Source organism: Pseudoclavibacter helvolus, assembly GCF_014191305.1.
GTDB lineage: Bacteria > Actinomycetota > Actinomycetes > Actinomycetales > Microbacteriaceae > Pseudoclavibacter > Pseudoclavibacter helvolus.
Map to the genome: position 1 here is coordinate 537930 of NZ_JACHWJ010000002.1, position 13293 is coordinate 551222.

Annotated in this window: 15 protein-coding genes and 2 tRNA genes; 11 read left to right on the plus strand and 6 right to left on the minus strand. The window is 67.9% G+C overall.

Annotated features, from left to right (window positions below; genetic code table 11):
• The first annotated feature begins 15 nt into the window (after window positions 1-15).
• The 4 genes from FHX72_RS09355 to FHX72_RS09370 are packed head-to-tail and all read left to right on the plus strand — an operon-like array spanning window position 16 to window position 3609.
• On the plus strand, window positions 16-669 hold the full coding sequence (locus FHX72_RS09355) for an ECF transporter S component (RefSeq protein ID WP_183624569.1): 654 nt from the start codon (window positions 16-18) through the stop codon (window positions 667-669).
• A gap of 5 nt (window positions 670-674) precedes the next feature.
• Complete coding sequence (locus tag FHX72_RS09360; RefSeq protein ID WP_183624571.1) at window positions 675-2201, plus strand: ABC transporter ATP-binding protein; 1527 nt, start codon at window positions 675-677, stop codon at window positions 2199-2201.
• On the plus strand, window positions 2198-3052 hold the full coding sequence (locus FHX72_RS09365; protein ID WP_244157461.1) for an energy-coupling factor transporter transmembrane component T family protein: 855 nt from the start codon (window positions 2198-2200) through the stop codon (window positions 3050-3052). The genes FHX72_RS09360 and FHX72_RS09365 overlap by 4 nt, the downstream gene beginning before the upstream one ends.
• On the plus strand, window positions 3049-3609 hold the full coding sequence (locus tag FHX72_RS09370; protein WP_235812790.1) for a nucleoside/nucleotide kinase family protein: 561 nt from the start codon (window positions 3049-3051) through the stop codon (window positions 3607-3609). Before FHX72_RS09365 ends, FHX72_RS09370 begins: the two co-directional genes overlap by 4 nt.
• 216 nt (window positions 3610-3825) lie before the next feature.
• Here the strand turns inward: FHX72_RS09370 and FHX72_RS09375 are convergent, their stop codons facing one another.
• A complete protein-coding gene (locus tag FHX72_RS09375; RefSeq protein WP_183624573.1) occupies window positions 3826-4431 on the minus strand; it encodes a hypothetical protein in 606 nt (201 codons plus the stop codon).
• 223 nt (window positions 4432-4654) lie between these two features.
• On the opposite strand from FHX72_RS09375, the gene FHX72_RS09380 reads away from it, so the two are divergent.
• The gene (locus FHX72_RS09380) at window positions 4655-4933 is read left to right on the plus strand and encodes a hypothetical protein (protein WP_183624575.1); all 279 of its coding nucleotides are present in this window, start codon (window positions 4655-4657) and stop codon (window positions 4931-4933) included.
• 47 nt (window positions 4934-4980) lie between these two features.
• On the opposite strand, the gene FHX72_RS09385 is transcribed toward FHX72_RS09380, so the two are convergent.
• Window positions 4981-5328 carry a metallopeptidase family protein gene (locus FHX72_RS09385; protein ID WP_183624577.1) on the minus strand — a complete coding sequence of 116 codons (348 nt, stop codon included), beginning with the start codon at window positions 5326-5328 and terminating at the stop codon, window positions 4981-4983.
• 89 nt (window positions 5329-5417) lie between these two features.
• Between FHX72_RS09385 and FHX72_RS09390 the strand changes: the two genes are divergently transcribed.
• Window positions 5418-6185, plus strand: coding sequence for a class I SAM-dependent methyltransferase (locus FHX72_RS09390; RefSeq protein WP_338110098.1), 768 nt, complete (start codon window positions 5418-5420; stop codon window positions 6183-6185).
• Window positions 6186-6336: 151 nt separating this feature from the next.
• Complete coding sequence (locus FHX72_RS09395; RefSeq protein ID WP_183624579.1) at window positions 6337-6942, plus strand: phosphoribosylanthranilate isomerase; 606 nt, start codon at window positions 6337-6339, stop codon at window positions 6940-6942.
• A 98-nt stretch (window positions 6943-7040) separates the two neighbouring features.
• Here FHX72_RS09395 and FHX72_RS09400 read toward each other — a convergent pair whose 3' ends face one another.
• Window positions 7041-7967: a LysR family transcriptional regulator gene (locus FHX72_RS09400; protein WP_183624581.1), complete on the minus strand. Its 927-nt coding sequence runs from the start codon at window positions 7965-7967 to the stop codon at window positions 7041-7043.
• 72 nt (window positions 7968-8039) lie between these two features.
• Here FHX72_RS09400 and FHX72_RS09405 point away from each other — a divergent pair, with 72 nt between their 5' ends.
• Window positions 8040-9014, plus strand: a complete 975-nt coding sequence (locus FHX72_RS09405; RefSeq protein WP_068493162.1) for an EamA family transporter — start codon at window positions 8040-8042, stop codon at window positions 9012-9014.
• A 130-nt stretch (window positions 9015-9144) separates the two neighbouring features.
• Here the strand turns inward: FHX72_RS09405 and FHX72_RS09410 are convergent.
• A tRNA-His gene (locus FHX72_RS09410) sits at window positions 9145-9220 on the minus strand.
• Between the two features lie 49 nt (window positions 9221-9269).
• A complete protein-coding gene (orn, locus tag FHX72_RS09415) occupies window positions 9270-9890 on the minus strand; it encodes an oligoribonuclease (protein ID WP_068493164.1) in 621 nt (206 codons plus the stop codon).
• Between the two features lie 79 nt (window positions 9891-9969).
• On the opposite strand from orn, the gene FHX72_RS09420 reads away from it, so the two are divergent.
• The 3 genes from FHX72_RS09420 (at window position 9970) to FHX72_RS09430 (ending at window position 12489) form a co-directional block, all read left to right on the plus strand.
• Window positions 9970-10042: transfer RNA gene (locus FHX72_RS09420), tRNA-Arg, on the plus strand.
• 51 nt (window positions 10043-10093) lie between these two features.
• Window positions 10094-11251, plus strand: coding sequence for a GDSL-type esterase/lipase family protein (locus FHX72_RS09425; RefSeq protein ID WP_183624583.1), 1158 nt, complete (start codon window positions 10094-10096; stop codon window positions 11249-11251).
• Window positions 11252-11313: 62 nt separating this feature from the next.
• Window positions 11314-12489 (plus strand): hypothetical protein, encoded by a 1176-nt coding sequence (locus tag FHX72_RS09430; RefSeq protein WP_183624585.1) that lies wholly within the window; start codon window positions 11314-11316, stop codon window positions 12487-12489.
• A 33-nt stretch (window positions 12490-12522) separates the two neighbouring features.
• On the opposite strand, the gene FHX72_RS09435 is transcribed toward FHX72_RS09430, so the two are convergent.
• Window positions 12523-13245, minus strand: a complete 723-nt coding sequence (locus FHX72_RS09435; RefSeq protein WP_183624587.1) for a CPBP family intramembrane glutamic endopeptidase — start codon at window positions 13243-13245, stop codon at window positions 12523-12525.
• Between the last annotated feature and the right edge of the window lie 48 nt (window positions 13246-13293).

Genomic DNA, 13293 nt, shown 5'->3' on the forward strand with positions numbered 1-13293 from the left:
GAAAGGGCACACAGCATGACAACTTCTTCATCACCATCCCCGACGTCGGCCGTGCAGTCAGAGGCTCCGGCGAAGCAGCCGAAGAGCCGCTTCCGCTGGCGCGTCATCGACATCGTCACCGCCGCCGTCCTCGGCGTCGCCACCGGGCTCATCTTCATCGTCTGGAACAGCGTCGGCTACCTCTGGTTCACAGCCATGGATGCGGTCACGCCGGGAGTCGGCGGCATCGCGGTCGGCATCTGGCTGCTCGGCGGGGTGCTCGGCGGGCTCATCATCCGCAAGCCTGGCGCCGCGCTCTTCGTGGAGGTGCTCGCCGCCTCCGTCTCCATGCTGCTTGGCAGTCAGTGGTCGATTGAGACCGTCTACTCCGGGATCGCCCAGGGGCTCGGCGCCGAGCTCATCTTCGCGTTGTTCTTCTACAAGCGCTTCGGCCTCGGAGTCGCGATGCTTGCTGGCGCTGGTGCCGCCGTCGCGGCGTGGGTGCTTGAGCTTTTCCTGAGCGCCAACATCGAGATGGGACCAGCGTTCCTCACGATTTACCTGGTGTCGATCGTGCTCTCCGGCGCCGTGCTCGCGGGTGTGGTCGGCTGGCTCTTGACCCGCGCGCTCGCGGCGACGGGCGCCCTGAACCGCTTCGCCGCTGGCAGAAGCGCGAAGCGAATCGGCTAGCTCGCATGGGCGCGAGAGTTGAGGCGAGGGGGTGGGGCTGGCGCCACGCCGATCGCGCGAAGCTGGCCGTAGCCGGACTCGACCTGACGATCGAGCCCGGCGAGGCCGTGCTCCTGCTTGGGCCGTCCGGGGCGGGCAAGTCCACGCTCCTGGCGGCCCTGGCGGGAGTCCTCGGCGACCACGAAGACGACGGGCAGGAGCTCGGCTCGCTGTCGATCGACGGTAAGCATCCTTCGGATGCCCGCGGCGCGGTCGGGCTCGTGCTGCAGGACCCGCAGGCCAACACGGTGCTCGCCCGCATCGGCGATGACGTCGCGTTCGGCTGCGAGAACCTCGGGGTGCCGCGCGCGGAGACCTGGGTTCGCGTCCGCGAGGCGCTCGACGCCGTGGGACTTCGGATGCCACTCGATCGCTCGACGGCGCAACTCTCCGGCGGCGAGCGCCAGAGGCTCGCGATCGCTGGTGTGCTCGCGATGCGGCCAGACCTCATCCTGCTCGACGAGCCGACCGCCAACCTCGACCCTGATGGCGTCGAGGAGGTTCGCGAGGCGGTCGTCCGGGCGGCCGAGGCCAGCGGCGCGACACTCATCGTTATCGAGCACCGGGTCGACGTGTGGCGTTCGAGCGTTGACCGCGTTGTTGTGCTCGGCGCCGAGCAGCACCTGCTTGCCGACGGCGACCCAGATCTCGTGCTGGAGCAGCACCGCGCGTCACTGCTTGCCGCCGGCGTGTGGATCGGCGGCCACGAGCCCCAGGTTCTTCGGGCCCCGGCGTCGCCTGGCGAGGATCTGCTCGTTGCGGATGGGCTGGGCTTCGGGCGTGCCGACCACCCCCTCCACACTCAGTTCGGCGCGACCCTCCGCGCGGGGCAGTCGACAGTGGTCCTTGGCCCGAACGGTGCGGGCAAGACGACGCTTGCGCTCACGCTTGCGGGCCTGCTGAAGCCCGTCGAGGGTGAAGTGCGCGCCACGCAGGTGCTTCGCGACGCTGGAGACGGAGCGACCGAACGAAGGAACGGGTGGGGGCTCGGCCGGATCCGTCCTGCCCAGGCCGCTGGCCCGCATCCCTCCGCCTGGCGTTCTCGCCAACTGCTGACAAGAATCGGCACCGTCTTCCAACAGCCAGAGCACCAGTTCGTCGCGGGAACCGTGCGCCGCGAGCTGGAAGTCGGCCCGGATGCGGCGGGACGCGGCAAGCGGGAGACGAGCGAACGTGTCGACGAGCTGCTCGCGGCGCTTCGCCTCTCGCACCTCGCGGAGGCGCACCCCTTCACGCTCTCCGGCGGCGAGCAGCGCCGGCTCTCGGTCGCGACGGTGCTCGCGACGGCGCCGCGTGTCCTCATCTTCGACGAGCCCACCTTCGGGCAGGACCGAAGGACCTGGACGGAGCTCGTCACGATCATGGCCGGCCTGGTCGCCGAAGGGCACTCGCTGGTCTCCGTGACCCACGACGAACAGCTCGTGCGCGTGCTCGGCGACCAGTGCATCCGCATCGGCGCCCACGACCGTAAGAACGAGAAGGTGCCCGCGTGAGCGGGGGAATCGCCTCGGCTGGCGCTCGGCCGGCAAGGTCGGTTGAGGTCGACGGCGACGGCGTGCCCCTCGAGGTGATGCCGGTCGGGGCCATGTTCCTCGACCGAGTCAACCCGGTCACTCCGTTCCTCGCCGCCGTGCTCTACTCGATTCCCCTTCTCACGACGCTCGACGTCGTCTCGGCCGTCGTGGCGCTGGCACTCTCTCTGTTGGCCTTCGGGGTCGCAGGCGTGCGCCCCATGGAGGTCCTGCGCTCGAGCTGGATTCTCCTCATCGCCGCCCCCGTCTCCGCCATGAGCATGCTGCTCTACGCCAAGCCGGGCGGCACCAGCTACGGGCAGTTCCTGTACGCGAACATCACTGACAACTCGATCCAGCTGGCCATCGCCGTCGGGCTGCGCGTGCTGGCCATCGGGGTACCGACGCTCGTCGCGCTGAGCCGCATCGATCCCACCCGTCTCGCTGATGGGCTCGCGCAGGTCGCGCACCTGCCAGCGAGGTTCGTCGTCTCGGCGCTCGCGGGCATCCGCCTCTTCGCCGTGTTCCGTGACGACTGGACGGCCATGAGCCAGGCCAGGCGCGCTCGCGGACTGGGCGATTCCGGGGCGATCCGGCGCCTCATGACGATGGCCTTCGCGCTGCTGGCACTCGCGATCCGGCGGGCCGGGACCCTTGCCACCGTCATGGAGGCTCGCGGTTTCGGGGCGGAGGACGTGGCGCGCACCTGGGCACGGCCCTCGCGCCTCGGCTGGCGTGACCTCGTGCTCGTCCTTGCCGCCGTCGTCATCGCGGCGGTCGCCGTCGGGGTGGCCATCGCGACGGGGTCGTACCGCCTTGTGGGGAGCGCGTGAACGCGGCGGCGGAGATGCTCGACCGGGTGCTTGCCGACGTCGAGGCCGACGGCTCGCGGCCCGTGGTCCTCATCGACGGGGGCTCCGGCTCAGGCAAGACGACGCTCGCTGGCGAGTTGCTCGCCGAGTTCCAAGCTCGCGGCTTCGGCGGCGCGCAGCTCGTGTCGCTCGACGACGCCTACCCGGGCTGGGGAGGTCTTGCCGCCGCCTCCCAGGCCGTGCACCGCGACATGCTCAGAACGGAGCACCCCGGGTACGAGAGCTGGGACTGGGCGGCGGATGCGCCTGGGCCGTGGCGCGACATCGACGGTTCCGCCCCGCTCATCATCGAGGGCTGCGGATCACTGTCGCGCGAGAGCGCGCCGCTTGCCACGACGAGTGTGTGGATCGAGCTCGACGAGGCGCACCGGAAGCCTCGCGCGCTGTCGCGACCTGGTGACGTCGGCGTCTTCGAGGAGTTCTGGGAGATGTGGGCTGCCCAGGAGCGAGAGCATTGGCGACGCAACGCGCCGTTCCTGCTCGCCGACGTCGTCGTCGAGGTCAGCCCCGACGCCTGAAGCCTTGTTCCCAAGCCTGGCTTCGGGGTTCGCTGTCCCTCAGCCCATCCCGGTCAATTTAAGGGCGACTTGGCTCGGGCCGATCTGAATTGGCTTGACGTTCCGGGTCCGATCGGCGAATCAGGGCGCAACTCGCCCTTAAATTGACGCAGCGTCGCGGAGACGACGGCACGGTTGAACGTCAGCGAGGCCTCGGTGTCGGTGTCGGCGTGAGGGTCAGCGAGGCGTTGCGCCGCGCTTCTTGGCGCTGTGTTGGCGGCGCGCGCGGACGTAGCTCACGGTGAGGATCGCGGCCAGTACGACGCCGACCTGTGCTGCGAGCAGCCAGACGCCGCCCGTGATGAGGCCGTAGACGGCGTCGCTGTAGTTGACGCCGGGACCGGCGTCGAAGGAGAGATCCGTGCCGATGCTCTCGGCGACCGGCCGGAACACCGTCCCGGCCAGTGCGCCGATTCCCGTTGCGAGTGGAATCGCGAGCGCCCAGCCCCAGAGCACGGACCCGAAGGTCGGCCCCGTCGCGATCACAGGTCGCCGCGCGGCCTGCATGCTCTGCACCCCTAGCAGGATCAGCACGACTAAGCCGGCGCCTGCGGAGATGAACGTCGCCCAGAAGGCGAAGGCTGAGAGCAAGCCTTGGCCGGCTGAGGCAAGGGGCGCGACCGTTCCGACGGCGTCGACGGTGATATTCGCGGCGGCGAGCGCGGACAGCAGCCCGGTCACGGCCATCCAGATCGCGAAGACCGGGGCTGCGAGGACGAGCGTGATGCCCCAGAGGAGGCGGCCGACCCGCAGAGGCTCGCGTGCTGGTGCCGATTGCTGCATTCAGGAAGCGTACCGGGGCAGGTCAAGCGGGTGGAGGAGGGGCCCGAAGGCACCTGGCCTGTGGCGGTGGTCGCTGCTAGAAAGGTCGCATGAGAGTTGCTCTGGCGAGTGCAGTGGGTGCATTCCTGCTGGTGACACTGACGGCCTGTTCGAGTCCAGCGCCCGAAGCACACCAGGATCTCTGGGTTGCGACGGAATCCAGCGGCGTCAGCGGGCGGCCATCGTGGCCGGAGATCTGACTCGTAACGCAGGTGGATGCTTCGGGCTGTCGATGCCCTACGGGCAGCCAGGTGAGTCGGAGTTCTACACCACACAGTTTCCGAAGGGCACCGAAGTGCTCGAGGATGAATCGGGGGTCGCGCTGCCGAACGGAGATATTGTGATGCTCGGAGAGTTCATCAACGGAGGCGGTGGCTACCTTTCGGAAAGCTCACTCGACGAGCTCGAAAACTTCCCCGCGAGTTGCCCGTCGGCGGAAGTCGCCGTCCTAGAAGCGCTGTGACCTCGAGCCCCTACGAGTAGACAGCCAACCAGAAGCGGCCCGAGCGTCTACGCCCAGCCGAGCTCGTGGAGCTGCGCGTCATCGATGCCGTAGAAGTGCGCGATCTCGTGCACGAGCGTCGTGTGCACCTCGTCGCGAAGCGTCTCTTCATCGTCGCAGATGGAGAGCAGTGGCTCGCGGAACAGCACGATGCGGTCGGGCAGCTCGCCGAAACCGTACTGACCGCGGTCCGTGAGTGCGAAGCCCTCGTAGACCCCGAGGAGATCGAGCGAGCCGTCCTCAGGTCGGTCTTCGATGACGAAGATCACGTTGTCGAGGCCATCGACCATCTCGTCAGGCAGGGCATCCAGCTCGTCGACGACCAGGGCCTCGAAGTCCTCGCGCGACATGTCCATCCGCCTATTGTCCCGCAGGCTCGCTGGGCGAGACCCGCTGTCCGCTCCGCCCCCGACCACCCCCAGGCCTCGCTCGCTAGCCTGGCGACGTGGATGATTCGACGGATGCGCGAGCGTGGCGGGATGCGTACGCCGCATCGCAGATGATCGGCTGGGATTTCAGCCGCCTTGATGGGCGGCTCACGGCCGACGAACCCGACTGGGATTTCGACGCGGAATGTCGGGCGGCCCTGACAACCGCATCCCGAGTCGTGGACCTCGGAACGGGTGGGGGCGAGCAACTCATCGCGCTGCTCGAAGCCGTCGGCCGTGGCGTCGACGATGGGCTCCAAGTCGCTGCCACCGAGGGGTGGGAGCCGAACGTTGCCGTCGCTCGCCGCAACCTCGCGCCTCACGGAGTGAGCGTGCACGGGCACGATGTCGAGGCGGGGGAGCCGCTCCCGTTCATGGATGACTCCCTTGATCTCGTCATCTCTCGGCACGAGGATTTCAAGGCCCACGAGATCGCTAGAGTGCTGGCCCCCGGCGGACGCTTCCTCACGCAGCAGGTTGACGGCCGGGAAGCCCACGAGTTCCGAGAGTGGTTCGGTGGCGAGGTGCTGCACGCAGACGTGACGCTGGCCAACTCCGAATCTGAGTTGCGTGCGGCGGGGCTGCGCATCGAGGTTGCCGAGGAGTGGGCGGGGCGCATGGAGTTCGCCGACGCCCTGACTGTCGTGGAATACCTCGCGCTCGTGCCGTGGGACGTCCCCGGCTTCAGCGTCGAAGACAATCTCGAGCAGCTCAGGCGCCTCGACGCGGTGCGGCCCATCAGCGTGACACAGCGGCGTTTCCGGCTGATCGCGGTTCGCGACTGATGCCGTGACGTACGCGCTCATCCGGCGGCCCGACACTCCGCGCGGATCGCACCAGTAGCCTCACCACATGACGCACGCGTGCCCAGGCCAGGGGTATCCGCTGCGCCGAGCAGTACGCCTCGGGCTGAGGCGAAGGCCTAGGATTTCTCGCGTGTACGTCAAAGTGTGTGGCCTGGATTCTGTCGAGTCGGCGGCGGTTGCCGTCGAGAGCGGAGCCGACGCCATCGGCATCGTCATGAGTCGCACGAGCCCGCGCCGGCGTACCGTCGACGAGGCGTCCGCGATCTTCGGGGCCGTGCCCGCGAGCATCGACCGGGTGCTGGTCGTGCACGACACGCCATCGACCGATGCCGCCGAGATCGCGGCCGCGGTCGGCGCGAACGTGCTCCAGCTCCACGGCTCCTACACGGGCGACGAGGTGCGAGCCGCTGGAGCGATCTTCCCGCGCATCTGGCGCGCCACCTCCCTCGCTGACGATCCTGAGCTGCGCGTCGGCGCGTTCGGCGAGGAGCTCCTGCTGCTGGATGCGCCCAAGCCCGGGTCGGGCGAGCGCTGGGACCTGTCGGAGCTCGTGCGCCGCAGGCCTGACGGGCGTTGGCTGCTAGCCGGTGGCCTGCACCCGGGAAACGTGGCGGAAGCGATCGGCGAGGCAGGCCCGTGGGGCGTGGACGTCTCCAGCGGAGTCGAGTCGGCACCCGGCGTCAAAGACCATGAGCGCATTCGCGCGTTCGTGGCGTCGGCCAAGCGCGCGGGCTGACGGCTCTTCGCCCCAGCTTCAGCTGTCTAACTTGCGTGACGAAAGCTGCTCCGGACGACGCAACGGGCGTCCATCCGCCGATTGAGCACTGAAGTTGGTCAGGAGCGCTGTGGGTCAGCTTTCGCGAATCTCGCCTCGAGGTCCGCGCCCGCTGCCGTGAGATGGTCGAGCACCGTGCGCACAGCGAAGCGTGCGTGACGGTCTGGGCGTGCAAGCGCGACGATGCTCCGCACCGAGCGGACGCCGTCGAGCGGGCGAAGCACCACCCCTGGCCGCGGGCGCGTCGTGAACCGGGGGAGGAGCGCAAGCCCCGTTCCCATTGCGACGAGCGCCTCGACGAGTCGGTTGTCCCGGAGCCGCTGCACGCGATCGAGGTTGGTGCTCGTCGCGTTTTCGACTGCGATGAGGATGCTGTCGAACGGGTAGTCGACGGGGACGCCCACCCAGGTGGTGCCGACGAGGTCGTCAGGCGCGAGACGCTCGAGTGAGGCAAGCGGATGCTCCGACGGCAGCGCAACGTCGATGGGCTCGCGCGCGAGGACGCGTGTGTGCAGGTGCTCCGCGCCGCGCGGCACGTCGCCAGTGAGGCTGTGCCCGATGACGATGTCCGCGTCGAGCGTTCGTCCGGCGTACTCGGACTCGGCGAGGTCGAAATCGTCGAGCTCGAGAGCGATGGCCGATCCGCTGGTTCGCTCCAGCAGACCGGGGTAGAGGGCTTCGCTGGCGCTCGGCAGGGCACCGATTGAGACGGTGCCGCTCGGTTCGCCGAGGCTCGCTTCGAGCTTCGCTTGCACCTCGGCGAGGGCGCGGCCAACGTCATCGGCGCCATCCGCAAGGATCTGCCCCGCTGCGGTGAGTCGAAGGCCGCGCGAGAATGGCTCGACGAGGCGCAGCCCGAGCTCACGCTCGGCGGTCTTCAGCTGCTGCGAGACGGCGGATGGGGTGCGGTGCGTGGCTTCGGCGACCGCCGCGAGGGTGCCTCGCATCGACAGCTCTCTGAGCAACTCGAGGTGTCGGAACTCCATGTAGGGAGCCTACAGTGACAGGTGACGGATCATCACTAGTGCTTCAGAGTGGATGCGCTCCACACTGAGTTCGTGCCCCCTCGTCATATCGCGCTCGCCTGCCTCGTCGCAGTCCTCTGGGGCGTGAACTTCCTCGCCATCCACGCGTCGCTCGAACAGTTCCCGCCGTTCTTCCTAATCGCGCTGCGCTTCGGTCTACTCGCGATCCCGACGATCCTGTTCATCCCGCGCCCCAAGGTGAAGCTGCGCTGGCTCATCGGGTACGGGCTGGGATTCGGCACCCTACAGTTCGTGGGGCTGTACCTCGGCATGGCGGCAGGCTTCCCGACCGGACTCGCGTCGCTTGTGCTGCAGATGTCGGCACCCTTCACGGTGCTGCTCGGCGCGATCTTCCTGCGGGAAAAGCTCACGACGCGTCGCGTGATCGGCATCGCGGTTGCAGTGGCCGGCCTGTTGCTCGTTGGCGTAGCCCGCGGCGGCGCCGGCAGCTGGTGGCCCTTCCTGCTCGTTGTCTTCGGCGCGTTCGGTTGGGCGATCGGCAACATCTCGAGCCGTCTGGCGGAGCCGCCGAAGCCGCTGCACCTGACGATGTGGATGGCCGTCGTGCCGCCCATCCCGATGCTCGCCGTCTCGCTGCTCGTCGAGGGGCCCGACCAGATCTGGTCGTCTCTCGCGACCGCCTGGACCGCCGCCGCGGTTCCCGCCTGGGTTGGCCTCGTCTACACGATCGTGCTCGGCACGGTTCTCGGATCCGGCATCTGGGTGTGGCTCATGAAGCGCCACCCGGCCGGCGTCGTGGCGCCCTTCTCGATGCTCGTGCCGGTCGTCGGTATCTCGACGGCGTGGCTTGTACTGGGGGAGCGGCCAGGTCCGCTGGAGCTCGTCGGCGGCGCGATCGTGCTCTTCGGGGTGTTGTGGGCGAGCAAGATGCCGGCCGCAGCGCTTGTGCTCGAACCGGAGTCGAGCATCCCGGCCCCACCGTCGGACCCGCCTGCGGACCCGCCCGTCCCGGACACACCAAAGCTCGAGGCCGCTGCGCCTCGCTAGAAGCACACGGGAATGCAGGTTCCCGGCACTGGGAACCTGCATTCCCGTGTGGATGCGGCCGCCGACGACTCGGCCGCACGACGAAGGCCCCGACCCCCTTGCAATAGCGAGGGGGTCGGGGCCTTCAACATGGGGTGAGTAACGGGGCTTGAACCCGCGGCCTCCTAGACCACAACCAGGCGCTCTACCAGCTGAGCTATACCCACCATGTCTGCCGCACGCTTGCTCTCGCTCGCCTGCGACTACGAGAGTCTATTACAGATTTTGGGCGAAGTCGTTCACGACTTCGGCTGCGACCTCTCGGAGCTCTTCGCTGGTCGGTCCCGGCTCCGGCACGAGCACCGCCTTGCGGTAGTACTTGAGCTCGCGAATGGACTCAAGGATGTCGGCCTTCGCGCGGTGCCCGCCGTCCTTATCGGGGGAGTGGAAGTACACGCGCGGGAACCAGCGACGCGAGAGCTCCTTCAGCGTGGACACGTCGACGTTGCGGTAGTGCAGGTGCTGGTCGACCTCCGGCATGTACTTCGCGAGGAACATGCGGTCGGTGCCGATCGTGTTGCCCGCGAGGGGTGCTGTGCGGGGCACGGGCACGTGCTTCTTCAGGTACGCGAGGAGCTGAGCGGTGGCCGCCTCGAGCGTGGCACCGTTCGGGATTTCCTCAATGAGGCCAGACGTCGTGTGCATCTGCGTCACGAAATCGCCCATGTTGGCCATGGCGGCGTCGCTCGCGGAGATGACGATCTCGAAGCCGTCGTCGAGGATGTTCAGGTCGCTGTCGGTCACGAAAGCGGCGACCTCGACCAGTTCGTCGATAGACGGGTCGAGGCCTGTCATCTCGCAGTCGATCCAGACGAGACGTTCCTGAGCAATAGCCATGAGGGACATCGTAGTGATTCCCTGCGTTTCGTGGCGGCCAGTGCAGCGTTTCGAGGCCCGCTATGCTGGCTTGGATCGCGCCCCAGTAGCTCAGTGGATAGAGCAACGGCCTTCTAATCCGTCGGTCGCAGGTTCGAATCCTGCCTGGGGCACTCTTCTCCGCGGCTCCCCGCCCCGTCGACTCCCATTCCGGAGGCATCCACGTGATCGTCACCCAGCTCTCGTCCGAGTTCGTCCGCGGAGCCGCTGAGCTTGAGCAGACCGACAGGGGACTGCGCCCGCACCGGCTTCCCGAAACCGTTCGGGCTCAGTTCCCGGATCCGCAGCTGCTGCTCGTCGAGAGTCAGCCGTCCGGCGTCCGCGTAGTGGTCGGTACGACCGCTGCGCGGGTCGAGCTGGAGCTGCTGCCGACCCGGTCGGTCTACACGGGCATCGAACGGCCGCGTGGTCGCGTCGACGTCTTCGTCGACGGCGGGCGCGTTTCGAGCGACGAGCTGAGCGGCGGAGACGCCGTCGAGGTCAATCTGCAGACGGGCGCGATGTCGCTCCACCCCGGACCGTCGCACGCGACCATCGTCGATGGCCTGCCGTCGGGAGAGACGAAGCGCGTCGAGCTCTGGCTGCCTCACAACGAGTCGGTTGAGCTCATCGAGCTGCGTTCGGACGCGCCCCTCGAGCCGGTCACCGCATCCGCGCCCCTGTGGCTGCACCACGGCAGCTCGATCAGTCACGGCTCGAACGCCACCTCGCCGAGCGACATCTGGCCCGCAGTCGCGGCGCGTCGCGGCGGGGTCGAGCTCGTGAACCTCGGCCTCGGCGGCAGCGCCATGGTCGATCCGTTCCTTGCCCGTGTCATGCGCGATACGCCGGCGGCCCTGATCAGCGTGAAGCTCGGCATCAACGTCGTGAACGCCGACGCGATGCGCGTGCGCGCGTTCGTGCCGGCGGTCAACGGGTTCCTCGACACGATTCGGGACGGGCACCCCACCACTCCGATCGTGCTCATCTCGCCGATCTTCTGCGGCATCCACGAGCACACGGCGGGCCCAGGCGCGTTCGACCCGGAGTCGTTCGCCACCGGCCAGGTCAAGTTCATCGCGACGGGTACCCCCGACGACGAGACGCAGGGGCGCCTCTCGCTCAGCGTCATCAGGAGGGAACTCGCGGCCCTGGCCGAGCGGCGTGCACACGACCCGAACCTGCACTTCCTCGACGGCACCGAACTCTATGGAGAAGCGGATGCGCAGCTCCTGCCGCTCCCGGACGACCTGCACCCGGGGCCGGAAGCCCACCAGCTGATCGGCACCCGATTCGCTGACTTCGCGTTCGCCCCCGGAGGCCCGTTCCACGCGAGGTCCTAAACCGCACTGTCGAGGCTTCCGCGCTGACCCGGCGTCGAGCCGAGCCTGCAACGATGTGGACTATGGCCTCCCGACTCCCGATGATCCTCGACGCGCTTGCCCTCGCTGAGGGCGATCCGCCCGTCCGGCGGCTGGTCGACGCGTTCGGTCGCGAGCCGGTTGCCGTCGCGGAGCGGAGCTTTGGCGAGCCGGCCACGCACTCCCGTCGCCTGCGATTCGCGGCGGGTGGCGAGCTCATCCTGCACGACGACATGCTGGTGGCCGTGCTGCTGCACACCGTGCCGACGACGACTGCGACGACTGTGACGTCGGCCATCGACCTCTCGGAGTGGCTCGACGGCGCCAGTAACGCCGCAACTCTCGACGACCTCAAGAAGGCCATCGCCGGGCGTCGACGCTTCGCCGGATTCGGGACTCCCTACTTCGAACTCGACGGCGGATACGCGCGGGCCGAATTCAAAGACCATCGCGGCTGGAACGACCCAGGCAACCTGGTCGCCCTCGCCTTCACTGTCGAGCAGCCGGGGCTCACCTGCCGCCCCGAGGACGACGACTGCCCGAGCTGCAGTGAGCTCGTCATGCGCGACGAAGCCGAGGAACTCGACGTCGAAAAGACCGTGGCGTCGCTGACGCAGGCAGTCGCGGCCGGCAACCTCAAAGAGGACCCCAGCTGGGTCGGCCTCGAGGACCTCCTGGCCATGCACGGGTCGGGCCTCATGGAGCGAGTCGAAAGCCAGCTGACGTGCCAGACGTGCCGCCGCATCCTCTGCATCGCCCTCGAGAAGGGCCCAAAATCGACCGTCGTGTACCTCGCGCTCAACGAAGCAAGGCGGCATCGACTCGGTGCGATCCCACCGGTCGAAGACTGGGGGAGCGCCGAGCGGATCGCCCAGGAGCGGGACGCCATGCACTACGTCGACCACGAGCCAGGGCGCTGGTTCCTCGTCGAGCAGGGAGATCAGCTCTACCTCGACGCAAGGTACGTGGTGTCTGACATGGTCGACGACTCCGCACTGATTGCGCTCGACGACGCGGAGACCGAACGGTACCGCTCAACCGGCCGCACCTTCCTCGCCAGCCTGGCCGAGCGTATCCACAACGGCTCCCCGCACCGGGAGGCTTCCCCCTTCTTCCCCCGAGACCTCAAGCGCGGGCCGGAAGGCGCCGCCTATCGAGATGCAGTCAGCAAGGCGATCGTGAACCACACGTGGCTGGCCCGGCAGCGCTCAGAGAGCTGATCTTGGTCAGGGAGCAGGTCGTACGCGGTCCGCCTACAGCTTGGCCAGCACGGTGGGGATGAGAATCGGCGCGTTGACGAGCAGGTGCAGGAGCATCGTCGCGACGAGGTTGCGGCGGATGAGAGTGAAGGCCACGAGCGCGAGCGAGCCGACGAGCTGGTGGAAGAGCCAGGTCGGCCCGAAGAACACGATGTGGGGCGCGATGAAGATCGCCAGGCTGACGGCCGCGCCGATACACCTCGACCGCAGGAGCGACCCGAGGCGCTCCTGCAGGTACCCGCGGTAGACGAGCTCCTCGGTGACGGCGGCGGTGATGATGAGGAGCACGACGCCGGCGACGCTCATGTTCGAGATGATCGCGACCCCCGCGTTGTCCTCCTGGGGTGAGATGAGACTCGCGATCCACGACCACGCCATAACCCCGCCGAAGGCGTAGAAGGCCCACTCGATGTCCTTGCCAGAGGGCTTGGTGATCAGGAGCGACGCGAGACCGCGTCGTTCGCCCCAGACGACGAGCGCGATGAGCAGGAGGCCTCCGGCCCATTTCCACGGGTTGCTCGAGGCTGGCCCCTCCAATCCCAATGTCAGATCGAAGCCACCGATCTCCCGTACGGGAGGTCCGTTGAACACGAACCAGAAAGTCAGGAGGCCGAGGAGGAAGATCCAACCGTCACGCGGCAGAGCTGTGAACGTTGGTGTGCCGATGCTGGTTCGCTTCTCGGGGGCATCGACAGGCCCAGGCGTTGAATCGGTCATGTTCTAGAGTAAGCACTCTAGAGTGAATGCTCTAGAGGCGATTCCTGG